At 62.6% G+C, this 16,746-nt stretch carries 13 protein-coding genes and 2 pseudogenes; 3 read left to right on the forward strand and 12 right to left on the reverse strand.

Annotated elements, in window-relative coordinates; genetic code table 11:
- The 5 genes from tssE to tssA are packed head-to-tail and all read right to left on the reverse strand — an operon-like array spanning position 1 to position 4,479.
- Complete coding sequence (gene tssE, locus NKJ11_RS15650; RefSeq protein ID WP_023809143.1) at positions 1-756, reverse strand: type VI secretion system baseplate subunit TssE; 756 nt, start codon at positions 754-756, stop codon at positions 1-3.
- Positions 743-1,204 carry an Hcp family type VI secretion system effector gene (locus NKJ11_RS15655; protein WP_027035516.1) on the reverse strand — a complete coding sequence of 154 codons (462 nt, stop codon included), beginning with the start codon at positions 1,202-1,204 and terminating at the stop codon, positions 743-745. The genes tssE and NKJ11_RS15655 overlap by 14 nt, the downstream gene beginning before the upstream one ends.
- 47 nt (positions 1,205-1,251) lie before the next feature.
- Complete coding sequence (gene tssC / locus NKJ11_RS15660; protein WP_023809141.1) at positions 1,252-2,757, reverse strand: type VI secretion system contractile sheath large subunit; 1,506 nt, start codon at positions 2,755-2,757, stop codon at positions 1,252-1,254.
- Between the two features lie 3 nt (positions 2,758-2,760).
- Entirely contained in the window at positions 2,761-3,300 is a 540-nt protein-coding gene (gene tssB, locus NKJ11_RS15665) for a type VI secretion system contractile sheath small subunit (RefSeq protein WP_352440778.1), read from the reverse strand.
- Between the two features lie 6 nt (positions 3,301-3,306).
- The gene (gene tssA, locus NKJ11_RS15670; protein WP_352440777.1) at positions 3,307-4,479 is read right to left on the reverse strand and encodes a type VI secretion system protein TssA; all 1,173 of its coding nucleotides are present in this window, start codon (positions 4,477-4,479) and stop codon (positions 3,307-3,309) included.
- A gap of 312 nt (positions 4,480-4,791) precedes the next feature.
- On the opposite strand from tssA, the gene tssH reads away from it, so the two are divergent.
- Positions 4,792-7,572 carry a type VI secretion system ATPase TssH gene (tssH, locus tag NKJ11_RS15675; protein ID WP_352793710.1) on the forward strand — a complete coding sequence of 927 codons (2,781 nt, stop codon included), beginning with the start codon at positions 4,792-4,794 and terminating at the stop codon, positions 7,570-7,572.
- 731 nt (positions 7,573-8,303) lie between these two features.
- Here tssH and NKJ11_RS15680 read toward each other — a convergent pair.
- Positions 8,304-8,519: pseudogene (locus NKJ11_RS15680) on the reverse strand (L-2-hydroxyglutarate oxidase); the annotation flags it as partial.
- 410 nt (positions 8,520-8,929) lie between these two features.
- Between NKJ11_RS15680 and NKJ11_RS15685 the strand changes: the two are divergent.
- Positions 8,930-9,592, forward strand: a pseudogene (locus NKJ11_RS15685) (NAD(P)/FAD-dependent oxidoreductase); the annotation flags it as partial.
- Between the two features lie 220 nt (positions 9,593-9,812).
- On the forward strand, positions 9,813-10,178 hold the full coding sequence (locus NKJ11_RS15690) for an NAD(P)/FAD-dependent oxidoreductase (protein WP_352793712.1): 366 nt from the start codon (positions 9,813-9,815) through the stop codon (positions 10,176-10,178).
- Positions 10,179-10,235: 57 nt separating this feature from the next.
- Here NKJ11_RS15690 and NKJ11_RS15695 read toward each other — a convergent pair whose 3' ends face one another.
- The 6 genes from NKJ11_RS15695 to NKJ11_RS15720 all read right to left on the reverse strand — a co-directional run bounded on the left by NKJ11_RS15695 (position 10,236) and on the right by NKJ11_RS15720 (position 16,657).
- Positions 10,236-11,504 carry a D-tagatose-bisphosphate aldolase, class II, non-catalytic subunit gene (locus NKJ11_RS15695; RefSeq protein WP_352793714.1) on the reverse strand — a complete coding sequence of 423 codons (1,269 nt, stop codon included), beginning with the start codon at positions 11,502-11,504 and terminating at the stop codon, positions 10,236-10,238.
- On the reverse strand, positions 11,504-12,490 hold the full coding sequence (locus NKJ11_RS15700) for a tagatose kinase (RefSeq protein ID WP_128302642.1): 987 nt from the start codon (positions 12,488-12,490) through the stop codon (positions 11,504-11,506). Before NKJ11_RS15700 ends, NKJ11_RS15695 begins: the two co-directional genes overlap by 1 nt.
- Positions 12,491-12,646: 156 nt before the next feature.
- Complete coding sequence (locus NKJ11_RS15705) at positions 12,647-13,276, reverse strand: HAD family hydrolase (protein WP_292336009.1); 630 nt, start codon at positions 13,274-13,276, stop codon at positions 12,647-12,649.
- On the reverse strand, positions 13,276-14,796 hold the full coding sequence (locus NKJ11_RS15710; protein ID WP_352679261.1) for an FGGY-family carbohydrate kinase: 1,521 nt from the start codon (positions 14,794-14,796) through the stop codon (positions 13,276-13,278). The genes NKJ11_RS15705 and NKJ11_RS15710 overlap by 1 nt, the downstream gene beginning before the upstream one ends.
- 160 nt (positions 14,797-14,956) lie before the next feature.
- A complete protein-coding gene (locus NKJ11_RS15715; RefSeq protein WP_352793716.1) occupies positions 14,957-15,757 on the reverse strand; it encodes a BtpA/SgcQ family protein in 801 nt (266 codons plus the stop codon).
- 39 nt (positions 15,758-15,796) lie between these two features.
- Entirely contained in the window at positions 15,797-16,657 is an 861-nt protein-coding gene (locus tag NKJ11_RS15720; RefSeq protein ID WP_352609946.1) for a DeoR/GlpR family DNA-binding transcription regulator, read from the reverse strand.
- Between the last annotated feature and the right edge of the window lie 89 nt (positions 16,658-16,746).

The following is a 16,746-nucleotide window of genomic DNA, read 5'->3' on the forward strand; positions in this document are numbered from 1 at the left end:
TCAGGCCTCCCTAAATTCGGTCCGCGCCAAGCCGTTGTCGAGATTGATCGTGGTGCGCAGACGCATGCGTTCCGGCGTCGGCGTCATGATCAGCACCGCGTCAATCTCGATCTTCAAACCCACGCTCTTGTCGCCAAGCGTCACCGTGACCTTCGTCGTACTTTCCTTGAGGCGTGGCTCGAAGGTAGCAAGCACCGAGCGGATCTCGCGGGCGAGCGCCTCGCGATCAAAATCGCGGGAGGAACGGCCCGAAAAGGAGGGCACGCCGTAGTTGATCACGCTTCGGCGCACCTCCGGGAAATCGGCGAGCGACGGCGGGTTGTCCGCTGCCTGCTCGCTTTCGAGATCGGAAAGAAGCGGAACAGCCTCGAAACGCTCGGTGTTGAACAGGGCCTCGATATCGCGCCGCACGGCCTCCCGGAGCACGCGGGCCGACACGACCACGCCGCGGCTTTCCATCTCCACGCGATGCTGGATCTGAAAGGCCAGGCGGTGCAGGCGCCGCTTCTGATCGGCCGTCAGCTCCGCATCGGCATCGATGAGCCGCGCGCTGCCCGCAACCAGACCCTCCAGCCGGTCGGCGCCGAGTTCGTCCTGCAAGGCCTGGCGCAGCCCGTCTATCTCGGAGGTCATGCCCGGCAGGTCGTTTACGAGGCGGTCCCAGAGAGAGGGCTGGACCGCTTCGCGTTTTGCTCGCGAACCAGCGGTGACCTGCAGCTTGTCCGCGTCGGGCCGCCGGCCCTCACTTGCCGACATAGACATCCATTTCGATTTCGTCATTGCCGTCATAGACGAACTTGATCTTCTTGTAGGCGAAGCTGACCTCTTCCTCGATCAGGTCTTCCTCATCCTCCGCCTGCGACAGGTCGTATTCCATGATCGAGGCGTCGGTGAGGGTGACGACCAGGTAATCATTCGTCTCGCCATCGATGGTCCGGCGAGCCGAGAACACCACTTCGTCCAGCGCCTTGTTCTCGAACAGTGCTTTCTTCAGATAGGGCGAGGACTTGTCGTAGTGCTTGGTGAACTTGATCATTCCCAAGGAGACACGGCCGCGGCGCGAGAGCGAATTCGGATCGTATGGCGCGACTATCTTGTAATCGACCCCATGGATTTCGATTTCGTCCTCGTGGCCGTCACGAACGCTTGGGCCTTTGATATCCGGAACTTTTAGAAAGCCATCAATCTTCGTACCTGTGGGCATTGTCTTTCTCCACCGCTTTCAAAAAACCAAGATGGTGTTGCTGCAATTCAAGTCTTCACGGACGGTAGTTCCGAGACCAGTCGGAGCGAGGCATTGATGCCCTCGAGCTGGTAATGCGGACGCAAATAGAAGCGGGCGTTGTAATAGCCCGGCCGCCCCTCAACGCTGTCCACCTGAACCTCGGCCGCGGCAAGCGGGCGCTTGGCGCGCGCCTTGTCGTCGGCGAAGGCCGGGTTGGCCAGCACATATCGGTTGATCCATTCGGTCAGCCAGATCTGCATGTCGGAGCGCTCTTTGAACGAGCCGACCTTGTCGCGCGCAATGGCCTTGAGGTAATGCGCAAAGCGCGAGACCGGGAAGAGATAGGGCAGGTTGGCACTCAGCCGCTCATTGGACTGCGCGTCGGGGTCGACCAGCCGCCCCGCCCGCGTCTCGTCGTCCTGCAGTGAGTGTGCGCCGATGAAGGCCGCGAGATCGGTGTTCTTTCGATGCAGGATCGGCATCAGGCCTAGCTTGGCCAGTTCCGCTTCGCGCCGGTCGTCGATGGCGACTTCGGTCGGACATTTCATCGCGATCGATCCGTCATCGGTCGGGAAGCTGTGCACCGGCAGGTTAAGCACCGTGCCGCCATTCTCGACGCCGCGGATCTGCGTGCCCCAGCCATAGAGCTTGTGGCTGCGGTTTATGTTCACGCCCATAGGGAAGGCGGCGTTCATCCAGACATATTTGTTGTGATCGCCCTGCACCTCTTCCTCGAAGGTGAAGCCCTTCACCGGAACGGTATCCGTGCCGTATGGCAGCCGCGCCAGAACACGCGGCATGGTCAGGCCGATATAGCGAGCGTCCTCGCTCTCGCGCAACGACTGCCACGAGGCATAGGCCGGGTTGGAGACGATCTGCTGGAGATCTTGCGGGTTCGGCAATTCCTGCCAGCTGTCCATGCGGAACAGGCGCGGCGAGGCGGCTGCGATAAACGGCGTGTGTGCTGAAGCACAGATGCCGGAGATGTTACGCAACAAACCGACGTCGCGCGGGTGGTTCGAGAATTCGTAGGCGCCAATCACACAGCCGATCGGCTCGCCGCCAAGCATCGAATACTCGTCCGTATAGACTTTCTTGAAGATCGGGCTCTGATCCCACATCTGGCCTTCATAGTCTTCGAGCGTGTCGGCCAGTTGCTCCTTGGAGATGTTCATCACCCGGATCTTCAGCTTCTGATCCGTCTCGGTGTTGTTGATGAGATACCAGAGGCCGCGCCATGTGCCTTCCATCTCACGCACTTCGGGCGCGTGCAGGATCTCGTTGACCTGTGTCGTCAGCATCTTGTCGATGCCCGCGATCAGCGACTTGATCGACTTGATCGCATTGGAGGAGATGGTGGTGGTCTCGGAACGGGACTGCGCCGCGAGTGCGAGATTGCGCACGAGTTGCTGCAGTTTCTCGCTGTCGTCCTTCTTGACCTTGAAATCCTTCTCGAGAAGCCCGCTGAATTCTCCAAGATCTATGGCTTCCGCCTCGGCGGCGACGGCGGCGGTCTTTTGCTGTTCGGCCATGATTTACTCCCCAACCTTGTCGTCGTCGGCCAGCGCCTGGCTGGCGATCTTGCCAAGAAGTGGTTCGTTGTTCAGAAGTTGCGCGATGCGTTTTTCGGCGTCGACGCGGCCATCCATGAAGCCAAGCAGCTCCTCGAGCTGGCGCCGCATCTTGAGGATCTCGGCCAGTTGCGGAACTTGCTCGGCAATCTTGTCCGGGGCGAAATCGCCCATTCTGGAAAATGTAAGGTCGAGCGCCAGTTCCTCGTCCCGCTCGGCGCCCTCAACCTGAGGCAGCGTATTCTTCACGCGGGCTTTCACTCGTGGTCCGAGCGCCTCCATGAATTTGGGGAAGCGGTTTGCGTCGGTCTCGACAAAGGAACGGTCCAGCACCGACTTTGACGCTTCCTTGGTCTGCGAAGCACCGGAAAGGTCGGCCATCACGCCCATGACAAACGGCAATTCGATCGTCGTCGGGCTACCGTAGGTTTCCACGTCGTAGGCGATCTGCACCCGCGGTGCGCGATTTCGTTCGATAACCTTCGCTTTGCTTTCGGCTGGCATGTGCTGTTACCTTTCATCCTTCTGAGCCGTCTTCTTGACATCGGGAACGCCGGCAAGGAGCCGGAATTCCTTCAGCCCCGACGGCGCGAGATCTTCCATCAGTTCAACGAAATCCATATGCACCATCCGGCGCACGCGCCGCGCTAGGTGCGGAATCGGGCTCGACGGTTCAGTGCGGTCATAAAAGGCGACGACGAGGTCGAGGCATTTCACCACGTCGTCGCGCGAGGAAATCCGGTTGGGAAGCCCCGTGCTCGAGTCCGCGTAGCTTGCCGCACTTGCCATAGTATCGGCTCCATGACCGTTTCGAGCAGGCGTTGCCGGTTCTGCCGGCGTGGGCGGCTTGGCCGCGCCATTCGCCAAGGCGCCGGCTGCCGAATTCCGTTCGAGGGTCGTCAGCAGACGCTGCAGAAACCGCTTCAATTCCGGAACAGGAGCGCCGCCGCCCTCGAGACGGGCGTTGAGAGCGGTCTCGACCGCATCAAGGGCTGCGATCGCTGCCCGGGCGTCGGCGACGAGCAAGACCATTTCTGCGTTGGCTTGATCCATCTGTGCCGCACATCCAGCACGCACCCGGTTCAACAATTGTCCGTGCGCACTGACCAGTGCGGCCTTTTCTGCCGCGTTCAATCCCGAGGCGGCTTCCTGGAGCATGACACGGTCGTCGAGCGCACACCTTTCCAGATCCTTGCCCTGGATCGGGCCGATCGCACGTGGCGCAAAGAACGTCATTTGCCGCAGGTTCGCCAACAACCCCTCCTGACCATTCTGGAGGTCGAGCAGCGCGTTGATACGGCGCAAGGCGGCATCGCGTGGCAAAGCGTTGGGCCGCAGTGCCGGATGCATTGTTTCCCAATGCTGATCGAAGGTCTGCGCAATAAGGGCCAGCCCCTGCGCGAGCCCGGCCAGTCCTTCTTCATTGGCCAGCGCGCGCGTGACGACGACGAGCAGGCGCAGGTCCCGGCCATGCGCACGCAATTCCTCCGCCTTGGCGAGCACCGCGGGCCAGTCGACCGGAATGGTGCTTTGCGAGGCGGGTTTGTTCTGGCCGTCGTGGACGACCTTGATCTCGGGTTCCGTCAGGCGCTCCAGCTCATGAAAAGCCGGGTCGTTGCGCAAATCCTCCCCTGACGGATTTTCACCGTCGAGCGGAGCAAGCCAGAGTGCGACATCAATCACACCAACCCCCAGCGATCGGCCCTCAAACCGTACGTGACCCTACGGTATCACACGGTTGCACTTTACCACAATTCAAGCACTGCTCAAAAAATTAACGAAAGCTGACCAAGCCGCGTCTTGGGTGCTGGAACCCTTGACCAGATTGCTGACCCTGTATGTGAAATGCATTACACCGAGGCGGACAATTGCGTGGTTGTTTGCATCTGATGGCGCGGCACTCTCCACAAGTGGAAGGGGCGCTGTTCATCACGCTTTGTCAAGTGACGGCTTATGTGGCAGGTTATCGACTGGCAGATTGCAGGAGCACGTTCGATGGAACAGCGCCGGTCATCGCAGACCTTCAAACGCAAGGAACTGGTCGGCAAGCTCAATCCTGTCGGTGTGCGCGCCTTCAAGGCTGCGGCCGACACCGCCAAACTGCGCGGCAATCCTTACGTCGAGCTCGTCCACTTCATCGAGCAACTGGTACTTTCCGACCGTTCGGATATGCAAATGATAATCGCCGATGCGGGCCTTGATGCGAGCCGGCTCACGGCCGATATGACCCGCGCCGTCGACAAGCTGCCTTACGGCGCAACGTCGATCGAGGAATTTTCCGACCATATCTTCCATGCCATCCAGGAAGCCTGGAACCTAGCCACGCTGGAGTTCAGCGTCGAGGAAGTCCGCAGCGCCCACATTCTCCTTGCCTGCCTGAAGACGCCGGTCCTGGAAGGCCTGCTGTCGAAGATCAGCGGCGAGTTTGACAAGATCGACGCCGCCGCGGTCATCGCACGGTTCGCCGTTGTCATGGAGGGCTCGCTCGAAGCCGGCGCCTCGACCACGGTCTCCACCGCAGAGGCGCCGCGGCGGCCTCCGGGTGGGGATTCGGCGCTGGCGAAATACGCCACCGACCTGACCCAGCGCGCCCGCGACGGTAAGATAGATCCGGTTGTCGGCCGCGATCCAGAGATCAGGCAGATCGTCGATATCCTGATGCGACGCCGGCAAAACAACCCGATCTTGACCGGTGAGGCCGGGGTCGGCAAGACCGCGGTCGTCGAGGGCTTTGCCTTGCGTATCGCTGCGGACGACGTGCCGCCGACACTGCAAGGGGTCAGTGTGCGCATGCTCGATGTCGGATTGATGCAGGCGGGTGCAAGCGTAAAGGGGGAGTTCGAAAAGCGGCTGAAGGCAGTCATCGATGAGGTGCAGTCTTCCGAAACGCCGGTCATCCTGTTCATCGATGAGGCTCACACCTTGATTGGCGCTGGCGGCGCGGCTGGAACAGGCGACGCGGCCAATCTGCTGAAGCCGGCGCTGGCGCGCGGCGAACTGCGCACGATCGCGGCAACGACCTGGGCCGAGTACAAGCAGCATATCGAGAAGGATCCGGCGCTGACCCGCCGTTTCCAGGTAGTCAAGATCGACGAGCCGTCCGAGGCGGTGGCCGTTCTCATGTTGCGCGGTATCGCCGGCGTTCTTGAACAGCACCACAAGGTGCAGATATTGGATGAGGCGATCGAGGCGGCGGTTGGTCTCTCGCATCGCTATATCCCGGCGCGGCAACTGCCTGACAAGGCGGTGAGCCTTCTCGACACCGCTTGCGCCCGTGTCGCCATATCGCAGCACGCCACGCCGGCGGAGGTCGAGGACATCATGCGCCGACGCCAGGCGCTGGAGGTCGAGCGCGGCATCATCGGTCGCGAGGCCGCGATCGGCATCGAGGTGAGCGACCGGCAGGCACGGGTCGACACCGGGTTAGCCGAAACCGAAGTCATGCTCGCCGCCGCACAGGAGCGTTGGGACGGGGAAAAGGCACTCGTTGCCGAAATACTCGAACTGCGCGCCAGGCTGCGTGGCGAAGGTGTGCCGCTCGATGCGGTGGAGACGCCGGAGACCAATAGGGAAACAGCAGGCACGGACTCGGTTGAGACTCCGCTGCCCAAGGTCGAAACGCCCAAGACCAAAACGGCCAAAATCAATGTGGAGGCACCGGCGGCTGCCAATGCCCCTCCACCCGATCCGGCCGCCGATCTCACCCGGTTGCGCGAACTGATGGTCGAACTGGCCGAGGCGCAAGGCGAGACGCCGCTGATCCTGCCGTCGGTCGACCGCAACGCCGTGGCGGCGGTCGTTCAGGACTGGACCGGCATCCCGACGGGGCGGATGCTGTCGAGCCAGACCGAAAAAGCGCTGCGGCTGGCCAGCACTCTGTCCGAACGCGTGGTCGGCCAGGATCACGCCATGGAGATGATTGCCAAGCGTGTGCAGACCAGCCGCGCCGGGCTCGGCGCGCCGGAGAAGCCGGTGGGCGTGTTCCTGCTCTGCGGCCCCTCGGGCGTTGGCAAGACCGAAACCGCATTGGCCTTGGCCGAGACGCTCTACGGCGGCGAGCAGAACCTGATCTCGATCAACATGTCCGAGTTCCAGGAGGCGCACACGGTCTCTACCTTGAAGGGGGCGCCGCCCGGATATGTCGGCTACGGCAAGGGCGGCATCCTGACCGAGGCGGTCCGCCGCAAACCCTATTCGGTGATCCTGCTCGACGAGGTCGAGAAGGCGCATCCTGACGTGCACGAAATCTTCTTCCAGGTCTTCGACAAGGGGATGATGGACGACAGCGAGGGCCGGCGCATCGATTTCAAGAACACGCTGATCCTGCTCACCTCGAATGTCGGCTCCGAAGTCATCATGGATCGGACCAGGAATGGCACGCTGCGGGCAGGGCTCGACGATCTGGACACCGCGCTGCGCAGCCCGTTGCTGAAGGTCTTCCCTGCGGCCTTTCTTGGCCGGGTGGTGACCATTCCTTACTATCCGCTTTCGGGTTCGATGATCGAAGCGATCACCCGTCACCAGTTTGCCAGGATCGCTCGCCGGCTGCGTGCGACCAACGACGCAGAATTGGTGATCGGCGATGGCGTCATGGACCTAGTCAAGGCCCGCTGCACCGAGATCGAATCCGGCGGGCGGATGATCGATGCCATCCTGACAAACACGCTGCTGCCGGAATTGAGCCGCGGCGTGCTGAACCGCTCGCTCGAGGGCGAAAGGATGACAAGGGTAACCGTCGGCGCCTCCAAGGAGGGCTTCACCTATTCCTTCGAGTAAGGAAAGTTGATGACGGTTTGCTTCGGCTTCTTCGTGCATAGGCAAGCTGAGCCGACTAGCCTGGGAGCGGCCGGTGGCGGTGAATTCGTATGACGCAATCGGTTAGAAGAATGACGGTATTCTTTTACCTGCCACGACACCGGATCTGCGAGTGGCTTTAGTCAAACACGCTGCGGCCGCTGTGGGCGAAGGCATCCAAGGGTCGCGGAGAAGGTGCTACAGATTGTGATACCTATTGTGATACAAATCGGACGTTGGAGCAGAAAAAACATAATAAAAACAATAGCTTGATCCGGGGATAGGTCCCAGCCAAGGGTACCATAAATAGTCAGGTCATTTCAAAGACTTAAAGATTTCTGGCTTAGCCAAGCTGGCTTGAGTGTCAGTGCATTCTGTGGACGTGTACCATAGGGAGCTCGTCGAGCTATGCCTATGACGGTCGAACCTGCGACGTCGGCCGTCGTTTCGCTTGAGATCTTTGCGCAGCCAAAAATGCCGGCGTCCACAGGAGGCTAACGCTTGCGGAAACCGCAGGCCTGAGGCCGAGCGGCTATAGCCGGCAGGCCAAGTACCTTCTCGCCGGGAGCGGAATTGCTGGCCCGGTGGTGAGCGGATCTGGTTCTGACGCAAAAGCTGCGTTGCCCGCGGCCGGTGCCCCAATCCCTTTCTTGGCCAAGACGGATACTCCAGCGTTCAGCGGGCGTTGCGGCTCCATGCATACCGCCTCGTTTTCAGCAGCCCTGCATGAGGCGATCTCGAATCATCTCTGCAATCGGGATCGCCGAGGAGGCGGCGGGTGAAGGGGCGTTGCAGACGTGCAGCATGCGGTCCGTTTGTGCGAACAGGAAATCATGGATGAGGGCACTGTCTTTGCGCACGGCTTGCGCGCGGATGCCTGCTTCGTGCGGGAGCAGGTCGGCGAGGCCGAGGCTCGGACAGTATTTCCGGCCAACAGCATCAGGCTGCAGCCGGGATATGTCTCAACCAGCCGCATGGCCGTCGCCAGGCCGACGATGCCGCCGCCGATAACGCAATAGTGGGGCACGCTTGCACAGCCTTTGGCCGGCAGTTTCAAAACTCATTGTCCAGAGGGGCTTCCAGACCCGCGATCTGTCGCCGTCCTTGTCGGCAAGCAGTAGCTGACGATCAATCTCCTCGCGTGGTATCGACATTTCACGGCGGCCAGATATCGCTGCCCAGATCTCGCTGCCAGCGTGGACCGGATGTCGCCGCAGCATACCAAGAAGGACGGTGCTCTTTGACAATCTTCCCCTTCACCGAAGCCACCCCGATCCAGTTCCAGCAGCCCCTGCCGAAGACTTCGGACGTCGTGATCATCGGCGGCGGGGTCATTGGCGTGAGCACGGCACTGTTCCTGGCGCGACGGAACGTCTCGGTGACGCTGCTGGAAAAGGGCCGCATCGCCGCCGAGCAATCCTCGCGCAATTGGGGCTGGATCCGGCAGCAGGGCCGCGATGCCGACGAACTGCCGATCGTCATCGAAGCGCAGCGCCTCTGGCGGCAACTGGCGCAGGAATGTGGCGAGGACATAGGACTGAAGCAGACGGGCGTTACCTATCTTGCGCGGACAGACAAGGAGATGGCCGGTTTCGCGAAGTTTCTCGAGATTGCCCAGGCTCATGGCGTCGACACGCGTCTCCTCGACCAAGGTGAGTTGGCAAGCCTGATCCCGGCCATGTCGCGACCGTTCAAAGGCGCAATGATCACCCCATCGGACATGCGGGCGGAACCTTGGGTCGCGGTGCCCGCGCTTGCTCGCCTGGCGGCCCGCGAAGGTGTGACGATCATCGAGAATTGCGCGGCACGTATGCTCGACATCTCCGTGGGACGCATCAGTGGCGTCTGGACCGAGAAAGGGCGCATCGCGACCTCGAGCGTCGTCGTCGCCAGCGGCGCGTGGACGTCGCTCTTTCTGCGCGCCCACGGCATCTCGATTCCGCAGCTCAGCGTCAGGGCGACCGTCGCCGCGACAGCCCCGATGCCGGAGATCCACGCCGGTGCCGCCGCGGACGAACGCATCGCTTTCCGGCGCAGGCAGGATGGCGGGTATACGCTCGCATCGGGAGGCAGCAGCCAACTCTACATAGGGCCGGACGCATTTCGCCATGCGGGCAAATATTTCAGCGCCCTGATGGCCAATCCCTTCGGCACGCGCTACCTGCCGGCCGCGCCGCGAGGATACCCGGATGGCTGGTCGACGCCGCGCAGATGGAACGCGGATGAAGAAAGCCCTTTCGAACGGATGCGGGTCCTCAATCCCGCTCCCGAGACAGTCGGCGCTCCGCGCCATCGACCGCGGGTTCAGGGAGCTTTTCCCTCAGTTCACGACTGTACCGCTCAAGGCGAGCTGGGCGGGCATGATCGATGCGATGCCTGATGTCGTGCCCATCGTCGATCGCGCCGCTGCGATCCCGGGTCTCGTTATAGCGACCGGGATGAGCGGCCACGGCTTCGGCATCGGACCCGGCATCGGCCGTGTGTTGTCCGACCTCGTCCAAGGCAACGAGACCGGGCACAACCTCTACAGGTTCCGTCAATCCCGTTTCAGCGACGGCAGTCCGATCCGATTGGGGCCATCGCTGTAAGCGTTCCTGCCGCCCGCCAGCCCATCCGCTCTGGCCTTGAAGGACCGGACGAGGATCTCAGGTGCCGCATGCCCGGGCGTAGGCCTCGATGCTCCGCCGGACGTGACCGATCGCGATCTCCTCGACGTCGCAGGCCCGGTCAGCCCATGTGACTGCAGAAGGCAGGTGCTGGAGAAACAGCGTCACCGGCACCTTGCGGCCGTTCAGCGTATCGAAGAGACGGTTGCAGGCGGCACGGGCTTGCGGGATCGCCCAATAATATCGGATGCGATCGGAATAGGAGTAGTGGCGCAGCGTCCGCTTGTCGGCATCGCTTCCATGATAGTGGCTTGCCCAATTCTTGGGGGTGCCTTGCATCAGCTCTTCCATTGCGTGGTAAAGCGGCCGCTCGCCATAGTCAGGCACCAGGTCGGAAGCGATCAGGTCGAGCGCGTACAGCGCCTCGCGCAGCTTGAAGGTCAGCTCGGGTCCGACCTTGAGGACGGCGAAGCCGTCCTCGACGAGTTCACGCAACGGCCTCTCACCCTGATAGTCCGTCGAATGGGCTTCGAAAATGAGCGACGGCAATCTGTCGAGGGTTGCCGCCAGGTCGCGGGCCTTTGCCCGATCGTAGAAAATCACATTCTGGTTGCCGAACTCCACGCCCGGCTGCACCACAAGCCCGATGACGCGGGAAAATGCGCTTTCAAGCCCGGCTGTGTGGAATGCTTGGGCGTGAATGGCATGTGTCTGGCGAGCGGCCTCCGGACTGGTCGGGGTGATCGCATCCAATGTGTGATCGGCGCCACCGGGCGGCGGCACCTCCGTCCCGATGATGTAGACCGGGCTTGCCCCGCCGCTCTGCGCTGCCGCCTGCTCCGCGACGCCCGCCAGCCTGGCCGCGCGCCCGGCCACCGTGTGGTCGTCTAGCGTCGCCGGTTCACCCGCGCAGCCCATCGAAGCATCGAGGTGGATCTTGCGGAAGCCGGCGCGGACATAGGCATCGACCATCGTCCCGGCCTGCGCCATCGCCTCCTCGGCGGGCCGGTCTTTCCAGGGATTAGGGCCGAGATGATCCCCGCCAAGCACGATCAGCTCTTCCGGGCACTGCTCGACTGCCGCGAGCGCTTCCACCATCGCCGCGAAATCGGCCGGCGTCATGCCCGTATAACCACCCAGATGATTGACCTGATTGCACGTCGCCTCGATCAGCACGGTGGTGCCGGTTTCCCGGCCGTGGCGCAGTGCGGCTTTAAGCACCAGCGGGTGCGCCGAGCACACCGAGGTCACCCCGATTTTCTTCCCGTCCCTGTGCAGGGCCGGCAAATCTTCGATCGCCACACGCATCAATTTCTTCTCGCCGTTCTTGCCATGAAATCTTCCAGCTCGGCCGGCGTGCCGGCTCCCTCCATGGGACCGTGGCGTGTGACGTTGCGCGCCCCTGCCGCGTTGGCGAATTCGAGCGCCGTCTGCAGCGCCATGCCCAGCCGCCGGCATGCGACATAGGCTCCCCCGAAACAGTCGCCGGCCCCGGTGGGGTCCGTTTCCTCGACGATCAGGCCGGGGCAATCGGCGCGGGCTCCGGTGCTTTGACGGGCTGACGCGCCATGTTCGCCGCGCTTCACGGCGATCTCCTTGACCCCTCGTCTGAACAGCGCCTCGATCGCGCGTTCCTCGCCGTCCGTGCCGGCGGCCAGGAACAATTCATTGCCCGACGGCAGCAGCAGGTCCGCTTCGTCCACCAGACCGGCGAATTTCTCCTCGGTCTGGCCGTGCGCCAGCAATTCCTTGCGCAGGTTCGGATCGAGCGACATCGTGCCGCCGCGTGCCTTGATCAGCGGGATCGCGCGTTCGGTGATCGCCCAGGCTGCGGGACTTGCGAACACCGTTCCCATGACATGGATATGCCCGCAACGCGCGATCAGCGCCTCGACCTGCGGGGTCCATTCCAATCGAGCGGCGGCGGATTTGGCGATGTTGTAGACGAAATCGCGGCTTCCGTCCGTGCGGTAGCGAACAAAGGCGCTGCCCGTCGGATAATCCGGGGAAACAGCGATGGCGGAAGTGTCTACGCCGTCCCGCTTCAGGCGCTCCACGTTGACGACGCCGAAATCGTCGTCGCCGACCACGCCCACCATTGCGGCCGCTCCGCCCATACGTGCGCATTGATCGATGAAGATGGCGGGCGCGCCGCTCGGAAAGGGGCCAATGAGGTCGATAGGTTCCCGGAAGCCGGTGCCTGTCTGCCTCGCGACGATCTCTACCAGGATTTCTCCAATCGTCACGGTTGGCCCGAGCGAGTCCGCTGCAAGTGTTTGGGGGAGGTCGTTCATCAAGCGTCCATCCTGGTGTGGTGTCGTTTGCGGTTTCACGACGCCGAGGCGCAAGGGGGATTCCTACCGGTCGATGTGAATCGATCAGTTGCCATCACGCTACGATCCTGAATGCATGGTCAAGCGCACACCTGGAAGGTAACGACGCGCAAATCCTCAGCCTGGAAACAGATCCAGGATCGACGACAGACGGTTGGTGCTGAGATCGACGTCGCCGAGCAGGCCGCCGCTGGGGAGATAGCCAACCACGAACAGACCGGCGGCTCGTGCTGCCTTAGTGCCGGTGCGGCTGTCTTCCACGGCCACCACCGACCCTGGAGCTACGGCGAGCTGCCGGCAGGCCTCGCGATAGGGCGTGGGGTCGGGCTTGCCGGCCGACACGTCGTCGAGGCTGATTGTGAGACTCATATGATCGAGCACGCCGAGCGCATCGAGATTGGCATTGACGACTTGCCGGCCGGAATTCGAGACGCAGACCTGCGGGACGCCGCGGTCAGCCAGGGTTCGAATCGTCTCGACCGCCTCGGGGATTGGGACGGCGTTCGCCCGGTTCGCGACGTAGTGGGCATTGATAGCGGCGAGCCACTCCGCCTGGTCGAGCCCGACTGGGAGACGCGGACGCAGCATTGTCCAGACGTCGCCCATATGGATGCCGCGAAAGGCTTGGTCGGGCAGGTCGTCAAGATCGACGTTCCAGTTGCGGCAGCCGGCGAGGAGGGATTGATGATGCAACGGCTCGCTGTCGATCAGCGTTCCGTCGATGTCCCAGGCGACGGCGCGATACATCACGATGACGATCCCGCTCTGGTCGCGCCAGGAGCCGACAGGCGCGCATAAAGATCGCGATAGCGGCGATAGCCGTCGCGGTAGATGTCAGCCTTGCGCGGGTCGGGATCGAGCCGGTCGGCGAAGCTGACGAAACCGGAAACGCCCGACCAGTCGTCGGTTAGGCCGACGCCGATCGCCGCCGTCCAGGCAGCGCCGATGCAAGAGCCGGGGTGCCCGGTCAGGCGTTGGACCGGCTTTTGCAGGACATCCGCGACAATCTGCATCCAGACCTTGCTGCTTGAGCCGCCGTCGGAGGCGAGATAGCGCTCGGTCCGGTGGCCCATGTCGTTGAGCACCTCGACATGATGCGCGATGGCAAAGGCATAGGCCTCGAGCAAAGCGCGCCAGACATGGCCGATATCGTGCGACAGCGTCAGCCCATCGATCACGCCACGGGCCGCTGGATCATGGATCGGCGTCTTCTCGCCGAGGAAATAGGGCAGGATGATGAGGCCATCGGCACCGGCGGGACGCTCTGCCGCCAGCGCATCGAGCCGCTGGTGTACCGAAATACCCTCGGCCTGTGCCGCGACCATCTCGCCGCCGGCGAAATTGCGTACGAACCAGTTGAGGCCCGAGCCGCCGGTCGACATGCAGCCATTGGGCATGAACAGGCCCGGCACCAGATGGTAATCGAGATACATGCGCGGATCTGGCTTGATCTGATCGGTGGCGATCAGGATATCGACCGAGCCGCCGAATTTCAGGAGGACATCGCCTGCTTTGGCAACTCCGGCGCCGAGCGCGGAAGCGATCATGTCGGCCGCACCACCGACGACAGGTGTTCCCGCCATCAGGCCGGTCTCATCCGCGGCCTTCGCCGAGACGGAACCGAGGATCTCATGCGAGGCGATCTTTCGTGGCACGGCCGAGCGCGGTATGTGAGCGAGCGCCACCAGATCGTCGTCGATCCGGTGCGTCGAAACATCGACGAAGCCTGCCTCCAGCGCCCAGTTCTGCTCGACCGCACGTTCGCCGGTGAGGCGCCAGTTGATATAGTCATAGGAGCCGAAAACGGTGGCGATGCGGCTGAACACCTCCGGCTCGTGACGCTCTATCCAGCGCAGCTTTGCGGTGACGAGCTGTTGGTTGATGCCGTTGCCGGCCTTGGCGATGAAAGCCGCCTCATCGCATTCGGTCCGCAGTTCGGCCACTTCGGCGCCACAGCGGCCGTCGCTCTGCTGAATGCTTGGCCGCAGCACTTCGCCCTGGTCGTCCAGGAGAACGACCGCCGGCAGCATGCCGGTGGTGCCGACCGCCACGATCTCCTCGGCCTTGATGCCGCTGGTCCTGAGCAACTCCTGCACGATGTCGCGGACATTGATCCACCATTGCGCGGGATCTTCCTCGGCCCAGCCCGCATGCTCGGAATGCAGCGTGACGGGGCGCGAGGCGAGGCCCAGCACCTGATCGGGAAGCCGGATCAGAATGCCGATCGTCGAGGTGGTGCCGATATCGAGACCGAGAACGAACGTCATGTCGAATCCATTGAAATGCCGGGAAGGGCAGGCGGGCGAACCTGTCTGCCTCGTTGTGTCCCACTGCTCGATACCAGTCGATCATTCCGGACGCCGGCCCGCAACGATCGATATGATCACCGCGAGCCGGCGGTGGCCGGCATCGCCGTGGAAGCCGTCCTCAGCGCAAGGTGGCGACAACGTCCATGAAGCGCTTGACCCGATCGCTGTCGACGGCGTTCCAGGTATTGCCATCGATCTTGAAATGGGTGCCGATCACGACGCCGCTCGCCAGCGAAAGGACATCGCGGACATTGTCGAGGTTCACGCCGGTGTTGGCGAAGACCGGCACGTCCTTGATCGTCTCGCAGACGCTGCGCAGGTGGGACTGGTCGGCCGGCTGGCCAGTGATCGGACCGGAAACGAGGATGGCGTCGGCCATCGACGAGAACACCGCGCTCTTGGCGCGCAATTCAATAGGACGCTGGTCGAGCGAGTGTGCGAACTCTGCATTGATGTTGAAGAGAAGCTTCATGTCGTCGCGGCCAAGATTGTGCCGCAGGCGCGAGGCGGCGGCGCAATCGGGCTCCCACAAGCCCATGTCGGAAGCGAACAGGCCGGTGAAGATCTCGCGCACGAAACGGGCTCCGGTGGCAGCCCCGATCGCGACGCTGGCGGTCGGATCCCAGAGATAATTGACGCCAAACGGCACTTTCAGTTCGGGCTTCACCGCCTGGACGATCGCAGTCATGGCGGCAATGCCTTCGGGCGGCGCCTTGAAGACATAGGGGCGGTCGTTCTCGTTGCCGAACATGATGGCATCGACGCCGCCGCTCTGCAGCTTGCGAATGTCGGAGAGCACGCCATCGATCAGCTTGTCGAGGCCGCCATCGGCATCATAGAGGGGCGTTCCCGGCAGGGCACCGATGTGGGCCATCGAGATGACAGCCTTCTTCTTGTCGCCGAAAAATTCAAATACCATCGAGTCGTCTCCTTGGGGATAAAGTGAGAATGTTGCGCCTCAGTCGCGCGTCAGTGGCGGCGCGATGCGCAGGTCGACCTTGGCCGCGGCGAGCGCCGCGGCGATCTTGGCCGGCGGCTCGGCATCGGTGATGAGGATATCGATGTCCGATAGTGGCGCTATCCGCACCAGCGACATGCGCAGGAATTTGGCGGAATCGCAGAGCACGATCTTGGTGCCTGAGCGTCTCAGATAGGCGCGCTTCATATCGGTATCATCGAAGGAATAGTCGAAAAGGCCGTCCGCCGTGATGCCGGAGACGCCGATCACGGCGACGTCGAACCACAGCGCCTCGAACTGGGCGATAGCCGCGGGTCCGCCGGTCGACATCTCGTCGGCTCGTACGCGGCCGCCGGCAACATAGACTTCGGGCATACCGCCGTTCAGCGCCGCCGCGATCCTGAGGCTGTTGGTGAACACCTTGGCGTGCGGAAGGTCCTTGAGGTGCTCGGCCATCAGATAGGTGGTGGTGCCGACATCCAATGCGATCGTGCGGTATCCCGAAACCAAGGCGGCCGCGGCGGCGGCAATCGCGGCCTTCGGGTCACGGCGCTGGCGCAAGCGCGAATCGAAACTCGGCTCCTCACTGTCCATGGCGACCAGCGGCGGGTTATCGGCCTCGATCGCGCCGCCATGGATTCGCACCAGCCTGCCCTCGCGTTCCAGTTCGACGAGATCGCGGCGGATCGTCATGTCGGAAACGGCGAGTTCGGCCGCTGCCGCGGCGACGGTGAGCGACCCCGTCCGGCGCAGGAAAGCGAGGATGCGGGCTTGTCGATCGTGCGCGAGAAGGCGCTGACGATCGGCATCGCGCGGTGCGCCATGCGTGGATGTCTCAGGAGCGGCGGTGTCGTCTGCCATCGATGTATCCGGTGGGTAAGCCGCTGACGAAGCGGTCTGCAGTTTTGACTCTATCGCATGATCAAACATTTTCAAACAAAAATATGTTT

This window comes from Mesorhizobium sp. M0243 (assembly GCF_040321775.1).
In the GTDB taxonomy this organism is placed as follows: domain Bacteria; phylum Pseudomonadota; class Alphaproteobacteria; order Rhizobiales; family Rhizobiaceae; genus Mesorhizobium.

Excerpts from the sequence above, each read along its gene's own strand:
- tssC (WP_023809141.1), bottom strand. The coding sequence starts at position 2,757 with ATGGCCGAACAGCAAAAGACCGCCGCCGTCGCCGCCGAGGCGGAAGCC.
- NKJ11_RS15655 (WP_027035516.1), bottom strand. The coding sequence starts at position 1,204 with ATGCCCACAGGTACGAAGATTGATGGCTTTCTAAAAGTTCCGGATATC.
- NKJ11_RS15695 (WP_352793714.1), bottom strand. The coding sequence starts at position 11,504 with ATGCGTGTGGCGATCGAAGATTTGCCGGCCCTGCACAGGGACGGGAAG.
- tssB (WP_352440778.1), bottom strand. The coding sequence starts at position 3,300 with ATGCCAGCCGAAAGCAAAGCGAAGGTTATCGAACGAAATCGCGCACCG.
- NKJ11_RS15700 (WP_128302642.1), bottom strand. The coding sequence starts at position 12,490 with ATGAACGACCTCCCCCAAACACTTGCAGCGGACTCGCTCGGGCCAACC.
- tssH (WP_352793710.1), top strand. The coding sequence starts at position 4,792 with ATGGAACAGCGCCGGTCATCGCAGACCTTCAAACGCAAGGAACTGGTC.
- NKJ11_RS15690 (WP_352793712.1), top strand. The coding sequence starts at position 9,813 with ATGAAGAAAGCCCTTTCGAACGGATGCGGGTCCTCAATCCCGCTCCCG.
- NKJ11_RS15715 (WP_352793716.1), bottom strand. The coding sequence starts at position 15,757 with ATGGTATTTGAATTTTTCGGCGACAAGAAGAAGGCTGTCATCTCGATG.
- tssE (WP_023809143.1), bottom strand. The coding sequence starts at position 756 with ATGTCGGCAAGTGAGGGCCGGCGGCCCGACGCGGACAAGCTGCAGGTC.
- NKJ11_RS15710 (WP_352679261.1), bottom strand. The coding sequence starts at position 14,796 with ATGACGTTCGTTCTCGGTCTCGATATCGGCACCACCTCGACGATCGGC.
- NKJ11_RS15720 (WP_352609946.1), bottom strand. The coding sequence starts at position 16,657 with ATGGCAGACGACACCGCCGCTCCTGAGACATCCACGCATGGCGCACCG.
- NKJ11_RS15705 (WP_292336009.1), bottom strand. The coding sequence starts at position 13,276 with ATGTATCGCGCCGTCGCCTGGGACATCGACGGAACGCTGATCGACAGC.